30 protein-coding genes are annotated in these 24,237 nt (G+C 70.9%); 18 read left to right on the top strand and 12 right to left on the bottom strand.

The window, feature by feature from the left end:
- Positions 1 to 354 precede the first annotated feature (354 nt).
- Together mshD and ABZV31_RS31590 are read right to left on the bottom strand one after the other, a co-directional pair.
- Positions 355 to 1,275, bottom strand: a complete 921-nt coding sequence (gene mshD / locus ABZV31_RS31595; RefSeq protein WP_355900312.1) for a mycothiol synthase — start codon at positions 1,273 to 1,275, stop codon at positions 355 to 357.
- Positions 1,276 to 1,518: 243 nt separating this feature from the next.
- Positions 1,519 to 1,764, bottom strand: coding sequence for a hypothetical protein (locus ABZV31_RS31590; protein ID WP_355900311.1), 246 nt, complete (start codon positions 1,762 to 1,764; stop codon positions 1,519 to 1,521).
- A gap of 163 nt (positions 1,765 to 1,927) precedes the next feature.
- On the opposite strand from ABZV31_RS31590, the gene ABZV31_RS31585 reads away from it, so the two are divergent.
- Complete coding sequence (locus tag ABZV31_RS31585; RefSeq protein WP_355900310.1) at positions 1,928 to 2,140, top strand: DUF397 domain-containing protein; 213 nt, start codon at positions 1,928 to 1,930, stop codon at positions 2,138 to 2,140.
- A gap of 52 nt (positions 2,141 to 2,192) precedes the next feature.
- On the opposite strand, the gene ABZV31_RS31580 is transcribed toward ABZV31_RS31585, so the two are convergent.
- The 6 genes from ABZV31_RS31580 to ABZV31_RS31555 all read right to left on the bottom strand — a co-directional run bounded on the left by ABZV31_RS31580 (position 2,193) and on the right by ABZV31_RS31555 (position 8,001).
- Positions 2,193 to 3,659 carry a HAMP domain-containing sensor histidine kinase gene (locus ABZV31_RS31580; RefSeq protein ID WP_355900309.1) on the bottom strand — a complete coding sequence of 489 codons (1,467 nt, stop codon included), beginning with the start codon at positions 3,657 to 3,659 and terminating at the stop codon, positions 2,193 to 2,195.
- Positions 3,656 to 4,390: a response regulator transcription factor gene (locus ABZV31_RS31575; RefSeq protein ID WP_355900308.1), complete on the bottom strand. Its 735-nt coding sequence runs from the start codon at positions 4,388 to 4,390 to the stop codon at positions 3,656 to 3,658. Before ABZV31_RS31575 ends, ABZV31_RS31580 begins: the two co-directional genes overlap by 4 nt.
- Positions 4,391 to 4,480: 90 nt before the next feature.
- Positions 4,481 to 4,690: a hypothetical protein gene (locus ABZV31_RS31570; protein WP_355900307.1), complete on the bottom strand. Its 210-nt coding sequence runs from the start codon at positions 4,688 to 4,690 to the stop codon at positions 4,481 to 4,483.
- Positions 4,691 to 4,742: 52 nt separating this feature from the next.
- Positions 4,743 to 5,912 carry a trypsin-like peptidase domain-containing protein gene (locus tag ABZV31_RS31565; RefSeq protein ID WP_355900306.1) on the bottom strand — a complete coding sequence of 390 codons (1,170 nt, stop codon included), beginning with the start codon at positions 5,910 to 5,912 and terminating at the stop codon, positions 4,743 to 4,745.
- 200 nt (positions 5,913 to 6,112) lie between these two features.
- On the bottom strand, positions 6,113 to 7,135 hold the full coding sequence (locus tag ABZV31_RS31560) for a LacI family DNA-binding transcriptional regulator (protein ID WP_355900305.1): 1,023 nt from the start codon (positions 7,133 to 7,135) through the stop codon (positions 6,113 to 6,115).
- An 86-nt stretch (positions 7,136 to 7,221) separates the two neighbouring features.
- Entirely contained in the window at positions 7,222 to 8,001 is a 780-nt protein-coding gene (locus tag ABZV31_RS31555; RefSeq protein ID WP_355900304.1) for a response regulator transcription factor, read from the bottom strand.
- Between the two features lie 271 nt (positions 8,002 to 8,272).
- Between ABZV31_RS31555 and ABZV31_RS31550 the strand changes: the two genes are divergently transcribed.
- The 8 genes from ABZV31_RS31550 to ABZV31_RS31515 all read left to right on the top strand — a co-directional run bounded on the left by ABZV31_RS31550 (position 8,273) and on the right by ABZV31_RS31515 (position 13,564).
- Positions 8,273 to 9,193, top strand: coding sequence for an alpha/beta fold hydrolase (locus tag ABZV31_RS31550; protein ID WP_355900303.1), 921 nt, complete (start codon positions 8,273 to 8,275; stop codon positions 9,191 to 9,193).
- Positions 9,194 to 9,231: 38 nt separating this feature from the next.
- Positions 9,232 to 9,486, top strand: a complete 255-nt coding sequence (locus tag ABZV31_RS31545) for a MoaD/ThiS family protein (protein WP_355900302.1) — start codon at positions 9,232 to 9,234, stop codon at positions 9,484 to 9,486.
- Positions 9,487 to 9,489: 3 nt separating this feature from the next.
- Positions 9,490 to 10,719: a hypothetical protein gene (locus tag ABZV31_RS31540; RefSeq protein ID WP_355900301.1), complete on the top strand. Its 1,230-nt coding sequence runs from the start codon at positions 9,490 to 9,492 to the stop codon at positions 10,717 to 10,719.
- A gap of 123 nt (positions 10,720 to 10,842) precedes the next feature.
- Complete coding sequence (locus ABZV31_RS31535; RefSeq protein WP_355900300.1) at positions 10,843 to 11,580, top strand: DUF2993 domain-containing protein; 738 nt, start codon at positions 10,843 to 10,845, stop codon at positions 11,578 to 11,580.
- Positions 11,581 to 11,780: 200 nt separating this feature from the next.
- The gene (locus tag ABZV31_RS31530) at positions 11,781 to 11,861 is read left to right on the top strand and encodes an Ms5788A family Cys-rich leader peptide (protein WP_350751515.1); all 81 of its coding nucleotides are present in this window, start codon (positions 11,781 to 11,783) and stop codon (positions 11,859 to 11,861) included.
- Positions 11,862 to 11,997: 136 nt separating this feature from the next.
- Complete coding sequence (locus ABZV31_RS31525) at positions 11,998 to 12,843, top strand: sulfurtransferase (RefSeq protein WP_355900299.1); 846 nt, start codon at positions 11,998 to 12,000, stop codon at positions 12,841 to 12,843.
- Between the two features lie 42 nt (positions 12,844 to 12,885).
- Complete coding sequence (locus tag ABZV31_RS31520) at positions 12,886 to 13,173, top strand: DUF1416 domain-containing protein (protein ID WP_028421436.1); 288 nt, start codon at positions 12,886 to 12,888, stop codon at positions 13,171 to 13,173.
- Between the two features lie 133 nt (positions 13,174 to 13,306).
- On the top strand, positions 13,307 to 13,564 hold the full coding sequence (locus ABZV31_RS31515) for a DUF3099 domain-containing protein (protein WP_355900298.1): 258 nt from the start codon (positions 13,307 to 13,309) through the stop codon (positions 13,562 to 13,564).
- A gap of 41 nt (positions 13,565 to 13,605) precedes the next feature.
- On the opposite strand, the gene ABZV31_RS31510 is transcribed toward ABZV31_RS31515, so the two are convergent.
- Positions 13,606 to 13,968 (bottom strand): DsrE family protein, encoded by a 363-nt coding sequence (locus ABZV31_RS31510; RefSeq protein WP_355900297.1) that lies wholly within the window; start codon positions 13,966 to 13,968, stop codon positions 13,606 to 13,608.
- A gap of 782 nt (positions 13,969 to 14,750) precedes the next feature.
- Between ABZV31_RS31510 and ABZV31_RS31505 the strand changes: the two genes are divergently transcribed.
- The 3 genes from ABZV31_RS31505 to ABZV31_RS31495 are packed head-to-tail and all read left to right on the top strand — an operon-like array spanning position 14,751 to position 16,772.
- On the top strand, positions 14,751 to 15,326 hold the full coding sequence (locus ABZV31_RS31505) for an FABP family protein (protein WP_355900296.1): 576 nt from the start codon (positions 14,751 to 14,753) through the stop codon (positions 15,324 to 15,326).
- Positions 15,327 to 15,358: 32 nt separating this feature from the next.
- Positions 15,359 to 15,796: a Fur family transcriptional regulator gene (locus ABZV31_RS31500; RefSeq protein WP_355900295.1), complete on the top strand. Its 438-nt coding sequence runs from the start codon at positions 15,359 to 15,361 to the stop codon at positions 15,794 to 15,796.
- Between the two features lie 10 nt (positions 15,797 to 15,806).
- Positions 15,807 to 16,772: a folate-binding protein gene (locus tag ABZV31_RS31495; RefSeq protein WP_355900294.1), complete on the top strand. Its 966-nt coding sequence runs from the start codon at positions 15,807 to 15,809 to the stop codon at positions 16,770 to 16,772.
- A gap of 184 nt (positions 16,773 to 16,956) precedes the next feature.
- Here the strand turns inward: ABZV31_RS31495 and dtd are convergent, their stop codons facing one another.
- Positions 16,957 to 17,382, bottom strand: a complete 426-nt coding sequence (gene dtd, locus ABZV31_RS31490; protein WP_355900293.1) for a D-aminoacyl-tRNA deacylase — start codon at positions 17,380 to 17,382, stop codon at positions 16,957 to 16,959.
- 171 nt (positions 17,383 to 17,553) lie between these two features.
- On the opposite strand from dtd, the gene ABZV31_RS31485 reads away from it, so the two are divergent.
- The 4 genes from ABZV31_RS31485 (at position 17,554) to ABZV31_RS31470 (ending at position 21,896) form a co-directional block, all read left to right on the top strand.
- Positions 17,554 to 18,189 carry an aerial mycelium formation protein gene (locus tag ABZV31_RS31485; RefSeq protein ID WP_355900292.1) on the top strand — a complete coding sequence of 212 codons (636 nt, stop codon included), beginning with the start codon at positions 17,554 to 17,556 and terminating at the stop codon, positions 18,187 to 18,189.
- Between the two features lie 82 nt (positions 18,190 to 18,271).
- Positions 18,272 to 19,294 carry an asparaginase gene (locus ABZV31_RS31480; protein ID WP_355900291.1) on the top strand — a complete coding sequence of 341 codons (1,023 nt, stop codon included), beginning with the start codon at positions 18,272 to 18,274 and terminating at the stop codon, positions 19,292 to 19,294.
- 81 nt (positions 19,295 to 19,375) lie between these two features.
- Positions 19,376 to 20,635: a GNAT family N-acetyltransferase gene (locus ABZV31_RS31475; RefSeq protein ID WP_355900290.1), complete on the top strand. Its 1,260-nt coding sequence runs from the start codon at positions 19,376 to 19,378 to the stop codon at positions 20,633 to 20,635.
- Between the two features lie 352 nt (positions 20,636 to 20,987).
- The gene (locus ABZV31_RS31470; protein ID WP_355900289.1) at positions 20,988 to 21,896 is read left to right on the top strand and encodes a GntR family transcriptional regulator; all 909 of its coding nucleotides are present in this window, start codon (positions 20,988 to 20,990) and stop codon (positions 21,894 to 21,896) included.
- Positions 21,897 to 21,933: 37 nt separating this feature from the next.
- Here ABZV31_RS31470 and ABZV31_RS31465 read toward each other — a convergent pair whose 3' ends face one another.
- Positions 21,934 to 22,122 carry a hypothetical protein gene (locus ABZV31_RS31465; RefSeq protein ID WP_355900288.1) on the bottom strand — a complete coding sequence of 63 codons (189 nt, stop codon included), beginning with the start codon at positions 22,120 to 22,122 and terminating at the stop codon, positions 21,934 to 21,936.
- Between the two features lie 172 nt (positions 22,123 to 22,294).
- Here ABZV31_RS31465 and ABZV31_RS31460 point away from each other — a divergent pair, with 172 nt between their 5' ends.
- Together ABZV31_RS31460 and ABZV31_RS31455 are read left to right on the top strand one after the other, a co-directional pair.
- On the top strand, positions 22,295 to 23,173 hold the full coding sequence (locus tag ABZV31_RS31460; protein WP_355900287.1) for a winged helix-turn-helix domain-containing protein: 879 nt from the start codon (positions 22,295 to 22,297) through the stop codon (positions 23,171 to 23,173).
- Entirely contained in the window at positions 23,122 to 23,922 is an 801-nt protein-coding gene (locus tag ABZV31_RS31455) for an HAD family hydrolase (protein WP_355900286.1), read from the top strand. The genes ABZV31_RS31460 and ABZV31_RS31455 overlap by 52 nt, the downstream gene beginning before the upstream one ends.
- On the opposite strand, the gene ABZV31_RS31450 is transcribed toward ABZV31_RS31455, so the two are convergent.
- Positions 23,913 to 24,104, bottom strand: a complete 192-nt coding sequence (locus tag ABZV31_RS31450; RefSeq protein ID WP_355900285.1) for a hypothetical protein — start codon at positions 24,102 to 24,104, stop codon at positions 23,913 to 23,915. The two genes, ABZV31_RS31455 and ABZV31_RS31450, sit on opposite strands and share 10 nt — an antisense overlap.
- Positions 24,105 to 24,237: the final 133 nt, after the last annotated feature.

Here is a 24,237-nt window from a genome sequence, read left to right as displayed (position 1 = left end):
GGCCGCGATCGCCGGGGCGCGCCGGCCCTTGCGGCGGCCGCGATGCGCTTCCGGGACGAGCCCCGTCCGGGCACCGGCATGGCGGTCACGCTGCTCGCCCTGGCCCTTGCCGCGATGCTGCTGCCCGCAGCCGGTGGAGCCTGCTTGCGACGCCGGACGACCCGAACTGGGCCGCGGCCCAAGGGTGTTGGAGGGCGATTCTGGTCCTGGTCGCGATCGTGTGGGCGAGGTGCACCCCGGAACCCCTGCGGCTCCGGGCGGCATCGATCAGCCTGTCCGGGGGCACCCCCTGCTCGTAGCGCTCGGGGAGTTTCGGGGGAGTCGAGGACGAGGCCGTTCAGGCCGGCGCGACGCTCACGTCTCCGTCCGGTACATCAGGTCCGTCTCGTACGTGGTGAACCCCAGCCGCTCGTACACGGAGACCGCCGCCTTGTTGTCGGCGTCGACGTACAGCATCGCCGTCGGCAGGCCCTGCGCCGCCAGATGCCGCAGGCCGATCAGCGTCAGGGCCTTGCCGAGGCCGCCGCCCTGGGCGCCGGGGCGGACGCCGAGGACGTACACCTCGCCGAGCCGCTCCTCCGCGTGGACCTTGGTCCAGTGGAAGCCGATCAGCCGGCCCTCGCGCTCGGCCAGGAAGAAGCCCCGCGGGTCGAACCAGGGCTCCGCCTTCCGGTCCTCGAGGTCCGGCTGGGTGAGCGCGCCCTGCTCGGGATGGTGCGCGAACGCCTCCGCGTTCACGGCGAGCCACGCGGCGTCGTCCTCGCCGGGGACGAAGGTCCGTACCGTCACCCCCTCGGGCAGCGTCGGCTCGGGCAGGTCGAAGTCGGTGAGCGGCCGCCGCATCTGGCGGAGTTCACGGAAGAGGGTGAGCCCGAGGACCTGCGCGAGGTGCCGGGCGGCGGAGTGCCCGCCGTGCGCCCACACCCGCAGCCGCCTGCCGGAGGCGGCGAGCAGCGCCGAACCGAGCGCCCGCCCGTGCCCGCGCCCGCGGTGCGCCGGGTGGACGACCAGCTCGGCGGCGGGCGCCTCCACCGGGTCGGTGTCCTCCAGCTGCGCGTAGCCGACGAGTTCGCCGCCCATGGTCAGCAGCAGATGGGACACGCCCTCGCGCTCGCCGCCGCGCAGTTGCAACCGGCCCTGCTCGGACACCGCCTGCTGGCCGTCGTTGCGGGCGGCTTCCGCCAGGAGGTCGAGCACGGCTTCGGCCTGGTCCGGGGAGAGTGCGGAGCAGGTCTCGATGGAGCGGGCGATCGGTGCGGTGTCGTCGCTGGTCATGCGTACGAGGGTACGGGGGCGCCGTCGCCCGTGCCCTGAGCCGCACACCCCCTCTCCCAGGACGAGCGGGCCGCCGACGGCGCGATCACCTCGGACGACCGGCCGCACGACCATCCTGATCACCCACGACCCGACCCCGGCCCCCGACGCGGACCGCATCCTGGTCGTAGACGAGGGCCCCCAACTGGCGATCGGCCAGGCCAGGCCTCTCACCTCACGTGGCGGCGCCTGCGGCTCGTGCGCTCAGAGGCGCTCGCCCCGGCTGACCGCGACACGGAGCACGTCCGCGAGCGATTCCACGGCCCGCACGAGGGCGAAGCGCACCGCGTGCTCACCCGCCTTGGCGTCGGCCAGGACGGCTCCGGCACCGGCCGGCACCTGTTCGCCGCAGCGGAGCTGGGCGGCCTCGATCTCGTCGGCGAGCAGCGACAACGTGCTGTGGGCGCTGTCGGTGCTCAGGTAACAGGGCTTGCCCTCGGGAGTGGTCAAGGGGAGCAGCCGCAGCGTGCCGGGGACCGGGGTGCTCTGCCGTGGGCTGTGGCGTCATACGGGCACCTCCACACCGTGAATGCGACGATCGGCTCCGGGATCTGGCGCTGTCCCGGTCGGAATCGCTGACGTTCATCAGGGACGTACTGGAGGAGCACAGATCATGACACACACCCCCGACCTCAGCACCGCCGCCTGGCGCAAGTCGAGCTACAGCGACGGGGGAGACAACAACTGCGTCGAGGTCGCCGACGGCTACCCCGGCATAGTCCCCGTCCGCGACAGCAAGGTCCCGGACGGCCGGGCGTTCGTCGTCGGCGCGTCCGCGTGGGCGGCGTTCGTCGAGGCGCTCGAGGGCGCGTCGGTGACTGCCTGACTCCGTGGCGCGGCCCGCCTGAAGCCCCGTGAGAGCCGGCTTCCGCTGAGCGTCAGGAAGCGCCGCTCACATCGGGCGGCGGCGTCGGCGCACCCGGCAGACGTACCGTCGCCACCGTGCCGCCGCCCTCGGCCGGGGCCAGGGTCACCTCGCCGCCGGCCTGCTGGATCGTGCGGGCGACGATGGACAGGCCCAGGCCCGAGCCCGGCAGGGCCCGCGCGCTCGGGGAGCGCCAGAAGCGGTCGAAGACGTGGGGGAGTTCGTTGGCGGGGATGCCGGGGCCGTGGTCGCGGACGGTCAGGCCGCCCCGGTCGAGGACGACCTCGATCGTGCCGCCCTCGGGGCTGAACTTGACTGCGTTGTCCAGGATGTTGACGATGGCGCGCTCCAGCGCCGACGGCTCCGCCCGTACGTACCAGGGGTCCAGGTCCGCCGTGATCGTCAGTTCCGGGCCGCGCAGCCGGGCCCGGCTCAGCGCCGCGTCCACGGTGTCGTGGAACGCGATCACCTGGACGCGCTCGCCCCGTTGCCCCTCCGAACGCGACAGCTCCTGCAAGTCGCCGATCAGCGACGCCAGTTCCGTCATCTGCGCCTTCACCGACGCGAGCAGCGCCTTGCGGTCCCCCTCCGGGAGCGGGCGGCCGGTCTCCTCGCTGCGGGTGAGGAGTTCGATGTTGGTGCGCAACGACGTCAGCGGCGTACGCAGCTCGTGACCGGCGTCCGCGATGAGCTGCTGCTGCATGTCGCGGGAGCTGGCCAGGGCCGACGTCATCGAGTTGAACGAGCGGGACAGGCGCGCGATCTCGTCCTCGCTGTCGTCCTCCACAGGGATGCGGATGGTCAGGTCCTCGGTGCGGGCCACGTGCTCGACGGCTTCCGTGAGCTTGTCGACGGGGCGGAGACCGGCGCGGGCGACGGCGAGACCGGCGGCTCCGGCGCCGACGACTCCAATGCCGGAGACGAGGAGGAGCAGCAGGGCCAGGTCGTTGAGGGTCTTTTCGGTGTCCTTGAGGGAGAGGCCGACGGTGAGTACGACACCGGGGTAGGCCTGGACGCCGGGGCCGGGCTCCACGGGGATGGCGACGATCGCCACGCGGACGTCGTTGCCCTCTCTGTCGGTGGTGTTGTGGAAGGTGCGGATGCGGAGGTCGGGGGCGGCGGCCGCATCCTTGTCCGTGGCCGTGGCCTTGATGACGCCCGCGGACTGGGGGATCACGCAGGCCCTGCCCTCCGCCGTCACGAGCTGCAGGTAGAAGAACGTCTGCCGCATGTCGTTGTCGGAGGGGTCCGGCGCCTGGGGGCAGGTAGCGCGGAGCGCCGTCACGGAGGCGGCGTCCAGCTGCCTGGCGAAGTTGGTGCCCGCGAGCCGGTGGTCGATCTCGTCGTACAGCTTTCCCTGCACGATGAACCAGCACGTCACCGAAGCCGCCGCCACCGCAAAGGCCACCGCCGCCGCCACCAGCAGCGCCAGCCGGGAGCGGATGGGCAGCGAGCGGACTCGCCGTACCACCTTCCTCACTCGGCGCCGCCCTGTCGCAGGACGTACCCCACCCCGCGCACGGTGTGCACGAGCCGCGGCTCGCCGTCCGCCTCGGTCTTGCGGCGCAGATACATCACGTACACGTCAAGGGAGTTCGACGAGGGTTCGAAGTCGAAGCCCCACACCGCCTTCAGGATCTGCTCGCGGGTCAGCACCTGGCGCGGGTGGGCCATGAACATCTCGAGCAGCGTGAACTCGGTGCGGGTCAGCTCCACCGGCCTCCCGCCGCGCGTGACCTCGCGGGTGGCGAGGTCCATGCGCAGGTCGGCGAAGGTGAGGACGTCGTTGTCGTCGGCCGCGCCCGCCACGGCCGCCGCGTAGGAGCGGCGCCGCAGCAGCGCGCGGATCCGGGCGAACAGCTCGTCCAGCTCGAACGGCTTGACCAGGTAGTCGTCGGCGCCCGCGTCGAGCCCGGTGACCCGGTCGCCGACTGTGTCGCGGGCCGTCAGCATCAGTATCGGCGTGGTGTCGCCCGCGCCGCGGATCCGGCGGGCGGCGGTGAGGCCGTCCATGCGCGGCATCTGGATGTCGAGGACCAGCAGGTCGGGCTTGTACGCGGTCGCCTTCTCCAGCGCGTCCGCGCCGTCCACGGCGACCTCGGTGTCGTACCCCTCGAAGGCGAGGCTGCGCTGGAGTGCCTCGCGCACCGCGGGCTCGTCGTCGACGATCAGGATGCGCTGGGGGTCACGGTCAGCATCGGCGGGGCTCATCGCTCGCTGTTCCTCAGGGTGCGTGGGTCGTGGGTGGGACGCTCTCAGCCTCGCATGTTCCGGGGCTGTCGGGTGAAGCACGCCGCCCGCTCATCCCCGCATTGCCGCCAGCCGCTTCAGCGGCACCTTGTGGCGGTGGTGGCGTACGGCGGAGGTGCGCAGGCCCATCAGTTCCGGGACGGCCGTCTCGGGCGCCCGCGTTGCCGGGGTGTGGAGTTCCTTCGCCTCTGTCACGGCCAGGGCGGTGTCGGCGGGGCCGGCCACGTCGTCGGCCACCTCGTGCAGAACGTGCTTGATCATGTCGTACTCCTTGTCGTTTGCCCGGGCCGCTCGCCCGGGCCGTTTTGCCCGCTCAGCTCCGGGAGCCGGAGCGCAGCTTGGCCAGGTCGGACTTGACGGTGTTGATCGGGATGGCGAAGCCGAGGCCCACGCTGCCGGCGCCGGACGACTGAGAGCTCGAAGTCGCCCAGTACATCGCGGAGTTGATGCCGACGATGTTGCCGTTCGCGTCGATCAGCGCGCCGCCGGAGTTGCCCGGGTTGAGGGACGCGTCCGTCTGGATCGCCTTGTACGTGGTGGTGGAGGAGCCGGTGTCGCCGTTGAACTGCTGGCCGCCGAACTGGAACGGCCACCGGCCGGCGCCCTGGCCCTGCCCCTGGTTCTCGTCGGTCGGGACGGTCACGTCGCGGTTCACGGCGGAGACGATGCCGCTGGTGACGGTGCCCGTCAGGCCCTCGGGGGAGCCGATCGCGACGACCTGGTCGCCCACCTGCACCCCGTCGGAGTTGCCGAGGGCGGCCGCCTTCAGACCGGAGGCGCCCTCCAGCTTGATCAGGGCGAGGTCCTTGGAGCTGTCGGTGCCGACGACCTGCGCGGTGTACGTCTTGCCCTTGCTGGTCCTCACCTTGATCGACGAGGCGCCCGCAACGACGTGGTTGTTGGTGACGATCTCGCCGTCGCTGGTGATGATCACGCCGGAGCCGGTGGACGTGCCGTTGCCGAGGGTGGCGTTGATCTCGACGACGCTCGGGCTGACCACCTTGGCGATCGCGGCGATGCTGCCCCGCTGGCTGGACGGCACCACAGCGGTGCCGGTGCCGCTGGAGGCGACCGCGTCCTTGCCGGTCAGCTCCTGGAAGACGTAGGCGGTGCCGCCGCCCACGGCAGCGGCGGCGAGCGCCACGGCGGCGAGCAGGGCGACCGGGTCCCTGGCGCGCTTCTTCGGCGCGGGCTCGGCCGGGACGGATGACAGGAAAGCGGTGCCGCCGCCGTGACCGCCGTACGCGCCCTGGCCGCCGCCCTCGGCGAACGCGGCCGGCGCAGGGGAGGCGGGGGCCGCGGCCTGGGACGGCCACACGGTGGTGCCCGGCTCGGCGGTGACCGGCTGCGCGGGCTCGTACGCCGGCGGGGGCGGCCACTCGGGGTTCACGGGAGAGGAGGCGTGCTGCTGGGCGTACGCGGACTGGGGTCCGTCACCCGGGGGGTAGTCGTACTCGCCGCTGCGGCGGATGCTCTCGGTCATGACATAGAGAGTGCCCCGCGATCATGAGAGGCGCCTGAGTCCCCGCTGAGAAGCCCGACAGAACCGCGTATGCCCGATATAAAGACGCCGGAGACTTGGGAAAGCGGGGAAGCGCGGGGTTTGGGGCAGGGAGGTGAGAGCAGGCACCGGACGAACCTTGTCGCAAGCCGACCCGCAGAAACACGGCGCTACCGGCGGAGCTACTCGCACCCGCAGGACTTGCGCACAACCAGCCGCGACGGAAACACCTTCAGCCGCTCACGCCGTGAGCCGGCCACCCGCAACCCGTCGTCCAGCACAAGATCGACCGCGGCCCGAGCCATGGCCGACCGGTCCGACGCCACAGTCGTCAGCGGCGGATCCGCCAGCGCCGCCTCCTTGATGTCGTCGAACCCGGCCACCGCCAGCTCCCGGGGCACATCGATCCGCAGCTCCCGTGCGGCCCGCAGCAGCCCGATCGCCTGGTCGTCGGTGGAGCAGAAGATCGCCGGCGGACGGTCCGGCCCGGAGAGGATCTCCAGCCCGACCCGGTACGCGTCGTAGCGGTTGTACGGCGCCTCGAACAGCCGGCTCTCCGTCGGGATCCCGGCCTCGGCCATCGCGCGCCGCCAGCCCTCGACGTGGTCGGAGACGGGGTCGCCCACCGCGGGCGTCTCGGCCGTGCCGCCCATACAGGCGACGTACTCGTAGCCGTGCTCCAGCAGATGGCGGACGGCGAGCTGCGCGCCGCCCAGGTCGTCGGTGACGACGGCGACGTCGTCAATGGCCTCCGGCCGCTCGTGCAGCAGCACCACGCGGGCGTCCCACGCCTCGATCTCGGCGGCGGCGAGGTCGTTGAGCGCGTGGCTGACCAGAATCAGGCCCGATACGCGCATGCCGAGGAAGGCCCGCAGATAGTGGACCTCGCGCTCGGCGACGTAGTCGGAGTTGCCGACGAGGACCATCTTCCCGCGCTCGGCGGCGGCCCACTCGACCGCGTGCGCCATCTCCCCGAAGAAGGGCTGGCGCGCGTCCGGGACGATCAGGCCTATGAGGTCCGTGCGCCGCGAGGCCATCGCCTGGGCGACCCGGTCGGGCCGGTACCCCAGCTCCTTGATCGCGGCGAGGACACGCTCGCGCGTGGCCGGGGCGACCGGCCGGGGTCCGTTGTTGATGACGTAGCTGACAACGGCAGTGGAGGTCCCTGCCAGCCGCGCCACGTCATCCCGAGTCACCTTGGCCACGCGCGGAGTCTACGCGGATGGATCCGCTCCGGGCAGGGCGTATCAGAGCTTGGCTGTGCGGAAGCAATGCCCTGCCCGAGCGGCCGCTATGCCTCCGCCCTGGCCTCCGCGGTGACCGGAGCGGTTGCGGTGTCCGCATCATCCGGCTTTGGCCGGGCCGCCTTGGCCTTGGCCTCGTCCGCGGCGCGATCCACCTTCTCAGGAGTAACGAATCGATAACCGACGTTCCGGACGGTTCCGATCAGCGACTCGTGCTCGGGGCCGAGCTTCGCGCGCAGCCGCCGTACGTGGACGTCCACGGTCCGGGTGCCGCCGAAGTAGTCGTAGCCCCAGACCTCCTGCAGCAGCTGGGCGCGCGTGAAGACGCGGCCCGGGTGCTGGGCGAGGTACTTCAGGAGCTCGAACTCCTTGAAGGTGAGGTCCAGCACCCGGCCCTTGAGCTTGGCGCTGTAGGTCGCCTCGTCCACGGACAGGTCGCCGTTGCGGATCTCCATCGGGGAGTCGTCGTTGACGATCTGCTGGCGGCCCATGGCCAGCCGCAGCCGCGCCTCGACCTCGGCCGGACCGGCGGTGTCGAGGAGGACGTCGTCGATGCCCCAGTCGGCGGTGACGGCCGCGAGGCCGCCCTCGGTCACGACCAGGACGAGCGGGCAGCCGGGGCCCGTGGAACGCAGCAGTTGGCACAGGCTGCGCACCTGAGGCAGGTCGCGCCGCCCGTCGATGAGGATGACGTCGGCACCGGGAGTGTCAACGAGAGCGGGTCCCTCCGCCGGAGCCACGCGCACGTTGTGCAGCAGCAGGCCGAGGGCGGGAAGCACCTCCGTCGACGGCTGGAGGGCATTGGTCAGGAGCAGCAGAGAACTCATCGCGCCCCACCTGCCTGGGTCGTCATACGGTCGTGCACGGTTCGCTCGCCCATAACGTCTGGTTCCTCCTCGGTCCCTTCCAGGACGTATGCGGCACTGCTCGGTACGTGCGGCTCCCGCGCCCCTGGGACCCGCGCGGCTCCGGGGAGCCACTATGCGATCGACGGCCCCGTACACCTGCGGTTTCCCGCGTCGTATACAACGCTTCCGAAAGCACAAGAGGACTCGGGGGCTTCGCTGCCCGAGTCCTCTACCCAGCAGAATAGCCGACATGAGCTCGGGTTCGGCAGGTCATGTGGCGCGTTCGCCGCTCGTCCCGGAGTCTGAGACGTCTCCACGTACACATGTCAGGACGTTTCTGCGCACGGCGGACGGGGTGTCCGTCGACGTCGTTTACGAGGGCGGTGCGACCGTATACGACGCCCCTGGCGACGCCTCGGCGGCACCCTCCGGTGACCTGGTGTTCGTCATCGCGCACGGCTTCACGGGCGACCTGGACAAGCCGCACGTGCGCAGGGTGGCGGAGGCGTTCGCGCAGTACGGGGCCGTGGTGACGTTCTCCTTCCGCGGCCACGGGGCCTCCGGCGGGCGCTCGACCGTCGGCGACCGCGAGGTGCTCGACCTGGCGGCGGCGGTGGCGTGGGCGCGGGAGTTCGGGCACGCGCGCGTGGCGACCGTCGGCTTCTCCATGGGTGGCTCGGTGGTGCTGCGGCACGCGGCCCTCTACGGCCCCCGGGGTGGCGCGGAGCAGGAGGGGCGCACGGAAGCACGGACGGACGCCGTGGTCTCCGTCAGCGCGCCGGCCCGCTGGTACTACCGGGGCACGGCCCCCATGCGCCGGCTGCACTGGCTGGTGACCCGCCCCGAGGGCCGTCTGGTGGGCCGCTACGGACTCCGGACGCGGATCCACCACCGCGTGGGGGCACCGCCCACGCCCTTCAGGCAGTGGGGGAGGGAGCCGGTTCCGCTGTCCCCGGTGGAGGCGGTCCCGCGGATCGCTCCCACGCCGCTGCTGATCGTCCACGGCGACCGGGACGGCTACTTCCCCGTCGACCACCCCCGGATGCTGGCCGCGGCCGCCGGTGACCACGCCGAACTCTGGCTGGAGCCCGGCATGGGCCACGCCGAAAACGCGGCCGACGACGACCTGCTGCACCGCATCGGGGAATGGGTCATGACCCGGGCGGGCTAGCCTGACGGTGTTCATTACCGAATGACTCGAGGGACGGGATGGCAAAGGTCACGGTGCGCTACTGGGCGGCGGCGAAGGCCGCGGCCGGGGTCGCCGAGGAGCCGTACGAGGCGGCGACGCTCGCCGAGGCGCTCGACGCGGTGCGCGAGCGACACCCCGGCGAACTCGCCCGCGTCCTGCGGCGATGCTCGTTCCTCATCGACGGTGACCCCGTGGGGACGCGCGGACATGAGACGGTACGGCTGACCGAGGGCGGCACGGTCGAGGTGCTCCCCCCGTTCGCAGGAGGGTGAGCGATGACCGACCGGCCGTATGAGGGGTCTCCTTATGAGTCCCCGTACGAGGGGTACGCCCCGTACGCGCAGCAGTATCCGCAGGCGCAGCAGTACTCACAGGCACATCCCCAGCCACAGCAGCAGCCGCAGCCGCAGGCCTGGCCCGGGCAGCAGCCGGCGTACGACGATCCGCAGGCGGCCCAGCAGTACACGCAGCAGTGGCAGGGGCAGACCTGGGAGACCCAGACCCACGCGCAGCAGCCGGCCGCCGCGGCGGAGACGGCGTACCTGCCCCCGCAGGGGTACCAGGAGCCGGCGGCCCACGGCGTCCCGGGCGGTGCGGGCTACGCAGTGGCGCCCGCCCATACCCCGCCGCCCCGCGGACCGCAGCCGCAGCACCAGCCCCAGCCCCAGCACCCGGCGTCCTCGGCACCTGCCGGGGCGCCCGAGGCGGAGCCCGCCTACGGTCCCGCCACCATCGGCGGCAACACCCGCGTCACCGACGCCCAGCGGGCCCGGGCCGAGGGGCGCTCGCCGATCATCGACCCCGGGATGCAGCCGGCCGGGCTCACGGCCCTGCTGGGTCTGCTGCTGGCCGGTACCGCGGAGATCGGCTCGTACGCCCTGCTCGTACCGCTCGTCCTCCTCCAGGCCGTGACGGCCGCGGGCTGGTTCCGGCTGAACGGCATGTGGCCCGCGCGGCAGGGCATCGCTCTCGGCTTCGCGGGGGCGCTCGCGGCCGACGTGGCGGTGCTGGCGGCGGGCCGCGAGCACGCGCCGGCCGCGATCCTCGGCACGCTCGGGGTGTGGGTGCTGCTCTCCCTCGTCCTGCAACTGCGATCCCACGCCGACCCGGACGAGCGGATGTACGGCCTGATGGCGACCGTCGCCTCGGCGGCGCTGTCGATCGTCGCGACCGGATATCTGGCCGCCGGGGCGGACGCGGTGGCGATCGGCGCGGCGGCGGTGGCCGTCGCGATCCTGGCCCGTGCACTGCCGCTGCCGACGGTGGCCTCGGTCGTCGTCTCGCTGCTCGCGGCGGCGGGCGCGGCCATCGCGGTCGGCGGCCTGACGGGGCTGGGCGCGAAGGGCGCGCTGCTCGGCGCGGGCGCCGCGGTGTGCGCGCTGATCGGCCACCGGGTGGCCGCCTACGACTACCCCTCGCGCTTCGTGCACTTCACGGCGGGGGTCGCTCTGCCCCTGTCGGCTGCCGCGCCGGTGGTGTGGGTGCTGGGGCGGGCGCTGGGGTAGCGGTGAGCGGCACCGCCCGCCTGTCACAGATGATCAACAATGTCCCGCTCGGGCTTCCCCTGAGGGTTACGCTCGCGCCTGACGGCCACCCGGTCGTCAAGGGGACCGCCTAGGTGGGGAAACATGCGCGCGCTGCGAATACTTCTGATCGTCGTCGTGATCCTGGGCGTGCTGTTCGTGGTCGCCGACCGGCTCGCGGTGCACTTCGCCGAGGGCCAGGCGGCCGACAAGCTGAAAACGACGGAGAACCTGGCGAGCACGCCGGACGTGTCCATCAAGGGTTTCCCCTTCCTCACCCAGGTGGCGAGCGGCGAGCTCGACGACGTCGAGGTCGGCATCAAGGACTACGATGCGGCGTCCGGCAAGGGCTCCCAGAAGATCCGTATCGACGACCTGAAGGCCGACATGAAGGGCGTCGAGTTCTCCGGCGACTACAGCTCCGCGACCGCGTCCACCGCCACCGGCAGCGCGACGATCGCCTACGACGAGCTGCTGAAGACCGCCAAGTCCGAGCCCACCCAGGTCGCCCCCGGTGTCACCGCCCGCGTGGTCGGCCTGTCCGACGGCGGCAACGGCAAGATCAAGGTCGCGGTCGAGGCCACCGTGTTCGGCACCAAGCTGCCCAACCCGGTCTACGTGCTCAGCTCGGTCACCGTCCAGAACAACACGGTGAAGGTGCACGCCGACACCCTGCCCAAGTTCGGCGGTGTCGAGCTCGCCGAGAGCCGGATCCGGGCGATCACCGACTTCCAGCAGGCGATCGACCAGCTGCCGGGCGGCATCCAGCTGGACAAGGTGCAGGCCGCCAAGGACGGCGTCGAGATCACCGTGAAGGGTTCGAATGTCAAGCTCGCCGGGTAGGACGACGTGCGGTGGATCGGACGGATGTCCGACAGGTGAGACACCCTCGTCCGCACCGCAGATGTGACGGTCTGATCAGGCGCCCGGAAGCCGTGCGGCGGCGGCCCGGGCGCCGTTTCGTTCCCGCATCCCGGACGATCGTGTCTCACTATGCGACACGACGGTGACACGCCCCGCTGTCCGTCCCTACCATCGACGCCATGAAGCGACAGGCGGATCTCACGAAGCGGCGGGCAGTAGACCTGTGCCGCGTCGCCGCCATGCTCTGTCGCCCCTTCTGAGCGGGAGCTCTCCCGTATCGCCGGCCCCGCACCTGACCCGGGGCCACCCGTGCGCCGCGTACGCCAGCGCTGAACCGCGTACCTGCGCCCCTTTCACTCGCACGCCCCGCCGCAACTGCCCCGGAGGAGATTGAGCATGAGCCGCAGCGACGTCCTGGTTGACGCCGACTGGGTCGAGCAGCACCTGGACGACCCGACCGTCGCCATCGTCGAGGTGGACGAGGACACGTCCGCCTACGACAAGAACCACATCAAGAACGCCATCCGGATCGACTGGACCAAGGACCTCCAGGACCCGGTCCGCCGTGACTTCATCGACCAGGAGGGCTTCGAGAAGCTCCTGTCGGAGAAGGGCATCGCCAACGACCACACCGTGGTCCTCTACGGCGGCAACAACAACTGGTTCGCCGCGTACGCCTACTGGTACTTCAAGCTGTACGGCCACGAGAACGTCAAGCTCCTCGACGGCGGCCGCAAGAAGTGGGAGCTGGACGCTCGCGAGCTGGTCGACGGCACCGAGGTTCCCGAGCGCCCGAAGACCCAGTACAAGGCCAAGCCGCAGGACACCTCGATCCGTGCCTTCCGTGACGAGGTCGTGGCCTCGATCGGCAAGCGGAACATCGTCGACGTCCGGTCGCCCGACGAGTTCAGCGGCAAGCTGCTCGCCCCGGCCCACCTGCCGCAGGAGCAGTCGCAGCGCCCCGGCCACGTGCCGACCTCCCGCAACATCCCGTGGTCCAAGAACGCCAACGACGACGGCACCTTCAAGTCGGACGAGGAGCTCAAGGCCCTCTACGAGGCGGAGCAGATCGACCTGTCCAAGGACACCATCGCCCTGTGCCGCATCGGTGAGCGCTCCGCGCTGACCTGGTTCGTGCTGCACGAACTGCTCGAGGTCCCGAACGTCAAGAACTACGACGGCTCCTGGACCGAGTACGGCTCCCTGGTGGGCGTGCCGATCGAGCTCGGCCCGGCCAAGTAAGAATCCCGACCGACCTTTCAAGACCTCTTCAGGAGTTACGACATGTGTGGAGCGAAGGCCGGCGGCCCGGACGCCTCGACGATCAAGCCCGGTGAGACGACGATCCAGGGTCAGGTGACCCGCGACGGCGAGCCGGTGACGGGCTACGTCCGCCTGCTGGACTCGACCGGCGAGTTCACCGCGGAGGTCCCCACCTCCGCCACGGGCCAGTTCCGGTTCTACGCGGCCGAGGGCACGTGGACCGTGCGCGCCCTCGTCCCCGGCGCCACCGCCGACCGCACGGTCGTCGCCCAGAAGGGCGGCCTTGCGGAGGTCGCGATCGCCGTCTGAGGTGTCCTGTGAACGGCTGAGTACGGCTGCGTACGGCTGAGAACGGCTGAAGGGCCGCGCCCCCCGGGTTGGACACCTGGGGCGCGGCCCTTCGGCATGTCCGCGACCGGCGGCGCGGACCTACGCTGGAGGTATGTACGCACGACGACGGCACGTGTACTTCGCCATGATGGGCATCTGCCTCGCGCTGTTCATCCTGGCCTGGGGCGTCGTACGCATCTGGTCCGTCCCGGTCGCGGTCGGCATGTGCGTGGTGGCCATGGTGATCCCGCCGCTCGCCGCCATGGTCGCCAACCGGCGCGGGCCCGAGGACCGCTGGTGGGACGACCCGTCCGGCGACCCGAAGTCCGACGAGTGGTGGGACGAGCTGGACGGCAAGAAGCGCCGCTAGACACCACCGGCTCAGCTCACCCGTCTCGGTGCACGAGCGTCTCAGTACACGAGCGCCTGCGTCTCGTCGCCCAGTGCCTCCTGCACGAAGACCTGCGCGCCCGCGATCCGTACGCCCTCGATGACGTCCTTCTCCGTGATCTCGCGGCGGGCCGCGCACTGGGTGCACAGGGTGATGCGGCCGGCCGCGAGGATCGAGTTGATCAGGTCGGGCAGCGGGGCCGCGTGCGGCAGCTCGAACTCGGCGGCGCGGCCCGGCAGCGCGAACCAGGAGGATTCGCCGGTCAGCCACAGGGAGACGTCGACGCCGCTGGCCACGGCCACCGCCGCGACCGTGAACGCCTGCGAGCAGCGCTCGGGGGCATCGGCCCCCGCCGTCACCTTGATCACGAGCTTCTTTGCCATGTCCGAATCGTAATCACCATCCTTACCACTCCGGACGTTACCCATGGGTCTCCTGTGAAGCGCGCATCCGGAAGGCGCGCTTCCCGTTCTGTGGGGGGACGTCTTGAAAGTAAGTAGTCGGAGGACGTCTTGGAAGTAGCGGAAACATCCGAGGAAGTACCGGAAAGACCCGAGGAAGTACCGGACAGATCTGAAGAAGTACCGGCAGCGGAGTTCGAGGCTGCCCGCGCCCGCGGGCGCCCGGGGGGACAGGGCGCTGCGCGGCAGGGACGGCTGGCTGGCGACGCGGGACTTCCTCGCGGAGTACGCGTGGAGGAGCGCTTCGGGCAGCAGCTGACCGACCACGGTCTGCGGCACGTCGCCGCCCGCGGCTGGACCACGAAGGACGGCACGCGCACGCGGATCCCCCTCGTGGACGATCTGTTCTCCGGCTCGCTCGCCCAGTACAACAGCCCCGGCTGCACGGTGCGCGGCGCCGACGTCTCCGTCTACGACGACGACTTCCCGGACGCGGCCCATGACCCTGCAGACCCAGCTGCTCGACTGAGCCTGTGGGCGCACCTCGCCAAGAGGGCCGGGCCCCCGCCGACTAAGCTGGGCCCGGCCCTGTGTACGTACCGCACCCTGCTCAACCGAGGAGCACCCCGTGGAGATCTTCTTCGAAACCCTGCTGGTCCTGGTCTGCGTCGGCGTCCTCGCCTTCGCCGGACTGACCGTGAAGAAGCTGTACCAGGGCCAGCGCTGACCCCGACCTCCCCGACGGCCACGACGAAAAGCTGCTCATGATCGAGATCCCGTCCGACCTCCACAAGGACCTGGTCCCCCTCGCCTTTCTGCTCGGCAACTGGGCCGGTGCGGGCGTGCACGACTTCCCCGGCTCCGAGAAGTGCAACTTCGGCCAGGAGGTCACCTTCACGCACGACGGGCGGGACTTCCTGGAGTACGACTCCCACACCTGGGTGCTGGACAAGGACGGCAACAAGGTGAAGCCGCTGGAGTCCGAGCACGGCTTCTGGCGGATCGACGCCGACCGCAAGGTCGAGGTCACGATGACCCGCGACGACGGCGTCGTCGAGATCTGGTACGGCGAGCTGGCCGACAAGAAGCCGCAGATCGACCTGGTCACGGACGCCGTGGCGCGCACCGCCGCCTCCCGCCCCTACACCGGCGGCAAGCGACTGTACGGGTACGTCAAGAGCGACCTGATGTGGGTCGGCGAGAAGCAGACCCCCGAGGTCGAGCTGCGCCCCTACATGTCGGCCCACCTGAAGAAGGTCGTCACCCCGGAGGAGGTCGAGCGCTGGGCCAAGGCCCTCCCGGACGACCTGCCGGATGACGGGATCGCCTTCTTCAAGTAAGCGCGCCGTCGCACTCGTCCTAGACTTTCAGTGTGGTGAGCACCGACTGGAAGACTGACCTGCGGCAGCGCGGCTACCGGCTGACCCCGCAGCGGCAACTCGTGCTCGAAGCCGTGGACACCCTGGAGCACGCGACCCCCGACGACATCCTCAGCGAGGTGAGGAAGACGGCGTCGGGGGTCAACATTTCCACCGTGTACCGGACCCTGGAGCTCCTGGAGGAGCTCGGGCTGGTCAGCCACGCCCACCTCGGGCACGGCGCGCCGACGTACCACCTGGCGGACCGGCACCACCACATCCACCTCGTCTGCCGCGACTGCACGAACGTCATCGAGGCCGACCTCGACGTGGCCGCCGAGTTCACCGCCAAGCTGCGGGAGGAGTTCGGGTTCGACACGGACATGAAGCACTTCGCGATCTTCGGCCGGTGCAAGGACTGCTCACTCAAGGACTCAACTACCAAGACGTAGGCTTGGGTCCATGAAGAGCCCCCTGCTGTCCCTGCCCGGCGCCGTCCCCGCCGAGGGCGTGGACGAAGGCGTCGCCGCCCACTACGGCGAGCTGTTCCGCGAGCAGCGCGCCCTCGCCGGCGGCACCGGATTCGTCGACCTCTCCCACCGCGGTGTCGTCACCGTCACCGGTGAGGACCGGCTCGGCTGGCTGCACCTGCTGCTCACCCAGCACGTCAGCGAGCTGCCCCCGGGCGAGGCCACCGAGGCGCTGATCCTGTCGGCGCACGGCCACATCGAGCACGCGCTCTACCTGGTGGACGACGGCGAGACGGTCTGGGCCCACGTGGAGCCCGGCACCCAGGACGCGCTGATCGCGTACCTGGAGTCGATGAAGTTCTTCTACCGGGTCGACGTCGCCGACCGCACCGCAGACTTCGCGGTCGTGCACTTGCCCGCCGGTTCGATCACCGAGGTGCCCGAGGGCGTCGTCGTACGGGAGACCGCGTACGGCCGTGATGTGTTCCTGCCCCGCGCGGACCTGGAGTCGTACGCGGAGAAGGCCGGTCCGCCGGCCGGGATCCTCGCCTACGAGGCGCTGCGCGTCGAGCAGCACCGCCCGCGGCTCGGCTTCGAGACCGACCACCGCACGATCCCCCACGAGCTGGGCTGGATCGGCACCGCGGTCCACCTCCAGAAGGGGTGCTACCGGGGGCAGGAGACCGTCGCCCGGGTCCAGAACCTGGGCAAGCCGCCGCGCCGCCTGGTCTTCCTGCACCTCGACGGCAGCGAGGTGCACCTGCCGGTCCACGGCACCGAGATCCGCCTCGCCGACGAGGGCCCGGACGGCCGCAGGGTCGGCTTCGTCACCACGTCCGTACGCCACCACGAGCTCGGCCCGGTCGCCCTCGCCCTGGTCAAGCGGAACGTACCCGTGGACGCGCGGCTGGTGGCGGGGGAGACGGCGGCGGCGCAGGAAGTCGTCGTCGAGCCCTAGCCGGCTAGGACCTGTCCGACAATTCCCGCCGGGCCCGCGACACCTGGCACCGCACCTCGCTGCGTTGTCGGGCACGCCCGCGGACGCCCAGTACGCGGGCGATCCTCCGCCTTGCGATGCACGGCACCAGACGCCGCGGGCTGATCCGACCCGAATTGTCAGAGGGGCCCTGGCGTCGGCGGGCTCAGATCTCCAGCAGGACGGTGAACGGGCCGTCGTTCGTCAGCGACACCCGCATCTGCGCGCCGAACCGGCCCGTCGCCACCGTCGCGCCCAGGGAGCGCAGCTGGGCGACCACCTCGTCGACCAGCGGCTCGGCGACATCGCCGGGGGCAGCCGCGTTCCAGGTGGGGCGGCGGCCCTTGCGGGCGTCGCCGTAGAGCGTGAACTGGCTGATGACCAGCAGCGGAGCGCCCGTGTCACTGCACGACTTCTCGTCGTGCAGCATGCGGATCGACCAGAGCTTGCGGGCGAGCTGCGCCGCCTTCTCCTTGGTGTCCTCGTGGGTGACCCCGACCAGGACGCACAGCCCCTCGCCCTCGATGGCCCCCACCGTCTCGCCGTCCACGACGACGCTCGCGCCGTCCACTCTCTGCACCACTGCACGCATGCCGACCATGATGCCGGGCGGTCGGCGGTGGGCCGCAGCCGGTCCATATCGTGCTTCTTTCTGATCCGTAACCCCCCATCTGGGGCCGATCGGGGGCACTCGGTCACATAGTGGCCAGTTGGGGTGGCACGATGCTTCCGTACGCGCCGGTCGAGGGGACGGTTGAGGCGCATGAGCACATCGAGTACAGAGCAGCCGCCCGGGGCGGTCTCGCTGACCCGTGCGGGAGGTCCGGAGATCCACCGGCCACCCGTGCAGCGCACCGACAGCCCGTGGCTGCCCATGGATCCGCCGGAGCTCGACCTGACCGCGCTGAGCCTTCCCGAGCTGCGCACCCTGCGCCGGCAGGCGCAGCGCGACGAGGCCGACCTCAGCTACGTACGGCGGCTGCTGCAGGGGCGGATCGACATCCTGCGCGCGGAGCTGGCCCGGCGCGGTCCCACGTCTGTCGTGGACACGCAGGAGGCGTCCTCGGCCGGGCAGGTGTCCGTCGTGGAGCGGCTCGCGGAGATCCTCAAGGACGCGCCCGCCCGGCACCGCTCCTCCGCCCGGCATGTGACACTCGGCACGCCGCACAGCGAGGAGTACCGGCAACTGGCCGCTGAGATGCTCGCCGAGGTCGAGCTGTCGGACCTCGACGCCCGCACCGACCTGGAGCTGGGCGCGGCGATGGGGCGGCTCGTGCGGTACGAACAGCAGGTGTCCCAGCGTCGGCAGCAGCTGCAGCGCACGGCCGACGACTGCAGCGCGGAAATCGCCCGCAGGTACCGTGAAGGGGAAGCACAAGTGGACGACCTGCTCATGTGACGCGGTGGCCCTGGAGATCCCAGGCCCCGCGCGGGGCAGGTCTCCCCATGTTTTCGCCTGTTGTCCCCGGAGGCCACCGCCGATGTCCGCGTCAGCCGCCCTGTCGTCCGCGTCCGCCGCCCTGTCGTCCGCGTCCGCCGCCCCGTCGTCCCCGTCCGCCCCCGCCGCACCCCCCGTCCTCGCCGAGGTCGTCCGCTCCGGGTTCGTCGAGGGGCGGCACCGGGGCAGCCTGGTCCTGCTGGGCGCGGACGGGTCGGTGGAGCTGGCGCTCGGGGACGTGACGTCCCCCGTCTTCCCGCGCTCCTCCAACAAGCCCATGCAGGCGGCGGGCGTGCTGCGGGCCGGCCTGGACCTGGCCGGGGAGCGGCTGGCGCTCGCGGCCGCGAGCCACTCGGGGGAGACCTTCCACCGCGACCTGGTCCACAAGATGCTCGACGAGCACGGGCTGACCCCGGCGCAGCTGCAGTGCCCGCCGGACCTGCCTCTGGACCAGGAGGAGAAGGAGACGTACCTGGCGGCCGGGGCGGTCCGCGACCGGGTGGTGATGAACTGCTCCGGCAAGCACACGGCGATGCTGGCGGCGTGCGCGCTGCGCGACTGGCCGCTGGAGTCGTACCTGGACCCCGCCCACCCGCTGCAGCAGCTCATCCACAGGGTTGTGGAGGAGTCGGCCGGCGAGCCGGTCGCGGCGGTCGGCACGGACGGCTGCGGAGCTCCGCTGATGGCGATCAGCCTGACCGGCCTGGCCCGCGCCTACCGCTCCTTCGTCCTCGCCGACCCCGGCACCCCCGAGCGCCGGGTCGCGGACGCCATGCGCGCCCACCCCGAGTACGTCGCCGGTACCCGTCGCCCCGACACCTGGCTGATGCGCGAGGTCCCGGGCGCCCTGTCCAAGATGGGCGCGGAGGCGGTCCAGGCGGTCGCCCTCCCGGACGGCCGGGCCCTGGCCTTCAAGGTCGAGGACGGGGCCGGCCGGGCCCTGGGTCCGGTGCTGGCGCGCGCGCTGACGCTGATGGGGGTGGACTCGCCGGTGGTGGATCGGATCGGGCACGCACCGCTGCTGGGCGGGGGCCGCGAGGTGGGGCGGATACGGGCGGCTTTCTGAGCCGACGAGGGCGGCGGGGCGTGGGCGGCGGGGCGCGAAAACCCCGCGACACCCGGAGCCCCGTCCACCTACCGTCGACCCATGACTGGCCGCCGCTCCGACATCGACGTACGCCTGATCACCGAGGCCGAGATCCCCGACTGGCTCCGCGCCCTGAACACCGGCTTCCTGCGCACCCCCGACGTCTCCGACCGCGAGATCGCCGACTGCCGCTCGTACATCGTCCCGTCCCGCACCCTCGGCACCTTCGACGCCCACCGCTGCGTCGCGACCTTCCGCTCCTTCCCCCAGGAGCTCACGGCCGTCGGCGGCACCCCGGTCCCCGCGGACGCCATCACCAACGTCACCGTCACCGCCACCCACCGGCGCCGTGGCCTGCTCACCCGGATGATGGCCCAGGAACTCGCGGCCGCGAAGGAACGCGGCGACGTCGTCGCCACCCTGATCGCCGCCGAGTACCCCATCTACGGCCGCTACGGCTTCGGCCCCGCCACCTGGACGACGAAGTGGACGGTCGACGTGCCGCGCGCCGGCCTCGACCCCCGCTGGTCGGGCCCGGAGGACGGCGGCCGGATCGACCTCGTGGACAGTGAGGACGTACGCAAGATCGGCCCCGAACTGCACGAGCGGCTGCGGCGCATCCAGCCTGGCGCGGTCAACCGCACCGAGCGCTGGTGGCAGGTCAGCACCGGTGCGCTGCGCGTGGACCGCGTCGCCTGGACCGAGCCCTTCCACGCCGTGTACCGCGGGGCGGACGGCACGGTGGAGGGGCTGGTCACCTACGTGTGTGACAACCACTGGGGGGACGCGAAGCAGCCGCTCGACACGGCCAAGGTGAAGGACCTCATCGCGGTGACCCCGGCCGCCGAGCGCGCCCTGTGGCGGCATCTGTGCTCGATCGACTGGATCACGCAGGTCAAGAGCGGCCGGCGGGCCCCCGACGACCTGCTCCCCCTCTTCCTGCCGGACCCGCGGGCGGCCAGGATCACCACGCAGGCGGACTTCCTGTGGGTGCGGATCCTGGACGTCGTACGGGCGCTGGAGGCGCGGACGTACGAGGGGGCGGGTTCGCTGGTGCTCGAGATCGTCGACCGGGACGGGCTGACCGGCGGGCGCCTGCGGCTGGAGGCGGCGGCCGACGGGGCGTCCTGCACGCCGACGACGCAGAGCGCGGACCTGACCTTGGAGGTGGGTGAGCTGGCGGCCCTGTGGCTCGGTGACGAGTCGGCGGTGCGGCTTGCGGCGCTGGGCCGGGTCCAGGAAGAACGAGCGGGCGCCGCCCGAGTGGCCGACGCCCTGCTGCGTACGTCCAGGCGGCCTTGGTGCCCGGACATGTTCTGAGCGCTCCTTCCTGCCGACGACAGGGGACGCATCCGTAGCTGTGGCTGTTGAGTTGTGGCTGTGCGAAACGATGTTCGGTTGTGGCTGTGCGACGACTGTTCAGTTGTGGCTGTGCCGCGGTGTTGAGTTGTGGCTGTGCTCCGGTTGGCGCTGACCGACCGAGCTCCCGGCTCCCCTCCGGAAGGGTGCCCGGTTCCGGCGTTTCCCAACTGTCACCCTGGTGGCCAACACTCTTGAAGTTTGACCATGTTGCTCAAGTTGGCCACCAACTTCACTGTCCTTATCTCCACTTGGAAGCGTCTCATAACCACCTTCCTGTGAACTGTTCGGAGATGGCGAGAAGTTGTAGTGTTTGGCCGTGGACCCGGAACACGCCTCCGTCCCTGGACGGAAGAGGGCACAACGGCCACAGAAGTCACACCGCGAGGTGGCCGACGAACTGCGGAACCGGATCAGGACCGGTGTGCTGCGGCCGGGCCAGCGCATGCCCACACAGGCCAAACTGGCCGACGAGTTCGGCGTCGAGCGCGGAGCAGTACGGCAGGCCCTGCGCATCCTGCAGTCGGAGCACCTGCTCACCAACATGTCCAAAGGGAGCCCGGCGACCGTCGCGCCCGACCCCGACAGGGCGCTGACCGGCCGCGCGGCCCCGCCGCTGCCTACCACGGCCGCCCTCGCGCCCCGCATCGCCGACGCCTTCGCGGCCCCGCATGTCGAGATCGACGCCCTGTGCCTGACCGCAATCTCGCTCACGCTCGCCATCGGCGAGCCGCTGCGTCAGATCCACGCCGGGCGACTGAAACCGGCCAAGGTCGACGTCCGCGTCCTGCTGCCCAGCCGGGACATCGACCTGGCCTTCCCGGCTCCGGTGGACGCCTCCGCCGCCGGCCGGCTGCGCCGGCGCTGGCTGGCCCAGCGCAACGCCCAGGGCCAGGTGCTCAAGCACAACCTGCTGGCCCTGCGGGCCACCCACGGCATCGACGTGCACGTGACCTTCCGCGCGCTGCCCTTCACCCCGCCGGTCAAGCTCTACCTGCTCAACGGCACGGAGGCGCTCTTCGCGTACTACACGCTGCGGCGGCGCGAGGAGGAGATCGACCACGAACACCTGGAGATGTACGACGCGGAGGGCACGCAGTCGATGCTGTTCGCCTTCGAGCAGGGCGCCGGACTGCGTGACACGACGTTCGTCGAGCAGTCGCATCTGTGGTTCAACGCACTGTGGGAGACGATCAGTTCGGAGCTGCTGCTCACGAGCTGACGTCTCCCACCCGGGGCCGATCTGGGCGCCGTACGACTCACAGGGCGGGCCCGGCGACCAGCAGCGCCAGCACCAGTGCCCCCATCGAGCTGACGGCCGGGCTCTTGGCCTTGGTGCCGATGGTGAGCAGCAGCAGGCCGGTGATCCCCATCGCGCCGTACTTCCACTGGACGAGCTGCTCGAAGCCGACGACGAAGACGGCGGAGAGGAGAGCGATGACAGGCACGGCGGTTCCCCCTTCGGGCTTCCTGGGCGGGACGGGCGTGGGGGGTAAGGAGGCAAAACTTCCGCCAACTCAATAAAGTTGGCAACCAACTCCGTTGTAGTTGTCCCCACTTGGCTCGTACCCATAAACAAGTTTCAAACAACTCCCGTTAGATGGATCAAAGTTGTAGCGTTTGGTCGTGACCCAGGAGAACGTGGCAGTGAACGGCAGCAGAAGGAGTTCGCCCCAGGAGATCGCCGACACCCTGCGGGAACGGATCCGCGTCGGCGAGCTCAAGCCGGGCGACCGCCTGCCCACGCAGGCCGAACTCGCCGAGGAGTTCGGGGTGGAGCGCGGCGCCGTCCGCCAGGCCGTGCGGGCACTCCAGGAGGACGGCCTGCTCAGCAACGTGAGCAAGGGCAGCCCGCCCAGGATCGCGGCTCCGGCCCCGGGCCCCACCGAGCCCCAGCCGACGATGGTGGGGCTCGCGCCCCGGCTCGCGGAGGCCTTCTCCGCCCGGCAGGTGCGGATCGACGCCGCATGCCTGACGGCCGAGACCCTGATGCTGGCGCTCGGCGAACCCGTCCGCCTGATCCACGAGGGGCGCATCCACCCCGAGTCGATCGACGTGCGGATCCTGCTGCCGTCCCGGGACATCAACCTGGCCTTCCCGATCTCGGTGGACCGGCACAGCGACGACGACCCGGTCCACCAGCGCTGGCTCGCCCAGCGCAACGCCCAGGGCCACGTCCTGCGGCACAACCTCAACGCCCTGCGCGCCACCCACGGCATCGACGTGCACGTGACCTTCCGCGCGCTGCCCTTCACCCCGCCGGTCAAGCTCTACCTGCTCAACGGCACGGAGGCGCTGATCGCGTACTACATGATCACCCGCCGCGAGGAGCTCGCGGACGGCGGGACGCTGGACATGTACGACGTCATGGGCACCGAATCCCTGCTGTTCTCCTTCGAGAAGGCGACCGGCCGGCGGGACGCGGCGTTCGTGGACGAATCCCAGAAGTGGTTCGACGCCCTCTGGGAAACCATCACCACGGACCTGACACTCTCCTAGTGACCTCTGATACGACGCAGACTGAACCGATGCCAGCAGAGCCCGGGAAAGAGACCGATCAACTGCGGAACCTGATCACGCGCGCGCGTGTCGTGCTCTGGGACTTCGACGGACCGATCTGCCGCCTGTTCGCCGGGCACTCGTCGGAGCGGGTGGCGACCGAGCTGGTGAAGTGGCTGGAGAGCCGGGGCCTGCACGGCCTGCTGACGGACGCCGAACGGGAGTCGCTGGACCCGCACATGGTCCTGCGCGCCGTGGACCGCCGGCATCCCGGCAGCGACCTGGTCGCGGAGCTGGAGGAACGTCTCACCCAGGAGGAGCTGCGGGCCGCCGCCTCCGCGTGGCCCACGCCGTACGCCGATCGGCTGATCCGCACCTGGACGGCGCTCGGCTCCCGCCTGGCCATCGCCACCAACAACTCGCCGCGGGTGGCGCGCAAGTACCTGAAGAGCCGAGCCCTCCTCTCCTGCTTCGTCCCCCACATCTACGGCCGCACCCAGGACCTCCACCACCTCAAGCCGCACCCGCACTGCCTGAACCGCGCCCTGAACGCCTTGGGAGCGGCCCCCACGGACGCCCTGATGATCGGCGACACCCCCTCCGACCACGAAGCCTCGCTTCGCGCCGGGGTGTCCTTCCTCGGTTACGCGCGCAACGCCCGGAAGGCCAAGCTCCTGCGAGAGGCCGGCGCCGCGGTGATCGTGGAGTCGCTTGAGCCGGTGCTGCAAACCCTCCGGGGTCAGGCCTGAGTCATCAGCAGCGTGAACACCACGGCCGTACCGACGGCGAGACCGACATGACGGGCCCGTACGCCCACCGTGACCGTGACCAGAAGAGCCAGACCCAGCATGCCCAGTCTTGCCTGCGCCTCGCGCGTCAGGAGGAACTCCCCCAGGACCCGGAGCAGTTGCAACAGGACAACGTCCCCCACCCCACCTTCTCGTTCCGGTGATGCAGCCAACTACCGAACCAATTGGCCTGGTTGCGGTTGCCTTGGAATGGATTTCCCCAACCTGGCTGATCCCTTAACTCGGCAGGCCGATATGACTGCCGCGCGGCCGGAA

This window comes from Streptomyces sp. NPDC005202, from assembly GCF_040608235.1.
In the GTDB taxonomy this organism is placed as follows: Bacteria; Actinomycetota; Actinomycetes; order Streptomycetales; family Streptomycetaceae; genus Streptomyces.
Note: the sequence above shows the minus strand (reverse complement) of the source record. Positions and strands in the feature narration are given on the sequence as shown.

What these genes read in the sequence shown, in the direction of transcription:
- mshD (WP_355900312.1), bottom strand. Translation starts at nt 1,275, where the DNA reads ATGACCAGCGACGACACCGCACCGATCGCCCGCTCCATCGAGACCTGC.
- ABZV31_RS31525 (WP_355900299.1), top strand. Translation starts at nt 11,998, where the DNA reads ATGAGCCGCAGCGACGTCCTGGTTGACGCCGACTGGGTCGAGCAGCAC.
- ABZV31_RS31555 (WP_355900304.1), bottom strand. Translation starts at nt 8,001, where the DNA reads ATGAGTTCTCTGCTGCTCCTGACCAATGCCCTCCAGCCGTCGACGGAG.
- ABZV31_RS31570 (WP_355900307.1), bottom strand. Translation starts at nt 4,690, where the DNA reads ATGATCAAGCACGTTCTGCACGAGGTGGCCGACGACGTGGCCGGCCCC.
- ABZV31_RS31515 (WP_355900298.1), top strand. Translation starts at nt 13,307, where the DNA reads ATGTACGCACGACGACGGCACGTGTACTTCGCCATGATGGGCATCTGC.
- ABZV31_RS31475 (WP_355900290.1), top strand. Translation starts at nt 19,376, where the DNA reads ATGACTGGCCGCCGCTCCGACATCGACGTACGCCTGATCACCGAGGCC.
- ABZV31_RS31495 (WP_355900294.1), top strand. Translation starts at nt 15,807, where the DNA reads ATGAAGAGCCCCCTGCTGTCCCTGCCCGGCGCCGTCCCCGCCGAGGGC.
- ABZV31_RS31575 (WP_355900308.1), bottom strand. Translation starts at nt 4,390, where the DNA reads ATGAGCCCCGCCGATGCTGACCGTGACCCCCAGCGCATCCTGATCGTC.
- ABZV31_RS31485 (WP_355900292.1), top strand. Translation starts at nt 17,554, where the DNA reads ATGAGCACATCGAGTACAGAGCAGCCGCCCGGGGCGGTCTCGCTGACC.
- ABZV31_RS31540 (WP_355900301.1), top strand. Translation starts at nt 9,490, where the DNA reads ATGACCGACCGGCCGTATGAGGGGTCTCCTTATGAGTCCCCGTACGAG.
- ABZV31_RS31565 (WP_355900306.1), bottom strand. Translation starts at nt 5,912, where the DNA reads ATGACCGAGAGCATCCGCCGCAGCGGCGAGTACGACTACCCCCCGGGT.
- ABZV31_RS31550 (WP_355900303.1), top strand. Translation starts at nt 8,273, where the DNA reads ATGAGCTCGGGTTCGGCAGGTCATGTGGCGCGTTCGCCGCTCGTCCCG.
- ABZV31_RS31585 (WP_355900310.1), top strand. Translation starts at nt 1,928, where the DNA reads ATGACACACACCCCCGACCTCAGCACCGCCGCCTGGCGCAAGTCGAGC.
- ABZV31_RS31530 (WP_350751515.1), top strand. Translation starts at nt 11,781, where the DNA reads ATGAAGCGACAGGCGGATCTCACGAAGCGGCGGGCAGTAGACCTGTGC.
- ABZV31_RS31535 (WP_355900300.1), top strand. Translation starts at nt 10,843, where the DNA reads ATGCGCGCGCTGCGAATACTTCTGATCGTCGTCGTGATCCTGGGCGTG.
- ABZV31_RS31510 (WP_355900297.1), bottom strand. Translation starts at nt 13,968, where the DNA reads ATGGCAAAGAAGCTCGTGATCAAGGTGACGGCGGGGGCCGATGCCCCC.
- ABZV31_RS31545 (WP_355900302.1), top strand. Translation starts at nt 9,232, where the DNA reads ATGGCAAAGGTCACGGTGCGCTACTGGGCGGCGGCGAAGGCCGCGGCC.
- ABZV31_RS31520 (WP_028421436.1), top strand. Translation starts at nt 12,886, where the DNA reads ATGTGTGGAGCGAAGGCCGGCGGCCCGGACGCCTCGACGATCAAGCCC.
- ABZV31_RS31480 (WP_355900291.1), top strand. Translation starts at nt 18,272, where the DNA reads ATGTCCGCGTCAGCCGCCCTGTCGTCCGCGTCCGCCGCCCTGTCGTCC.
- dtd (WP_355900293.1), bottom strand. Translation starts at nt 17,382, where the DNA reads ATGCGTGCAGTGGTGCAGAGAGTGGACGGCGCGAGCGTCGTCGTGGAC.
- ABZV31_RS31505 (WP_355900296.1), top strand. Translation starts at nt 14,751, where the DNA reads ATGATCGAGATCCCGTCCGACCTCCACAAGGACCTGGTCCCCCTCGCC.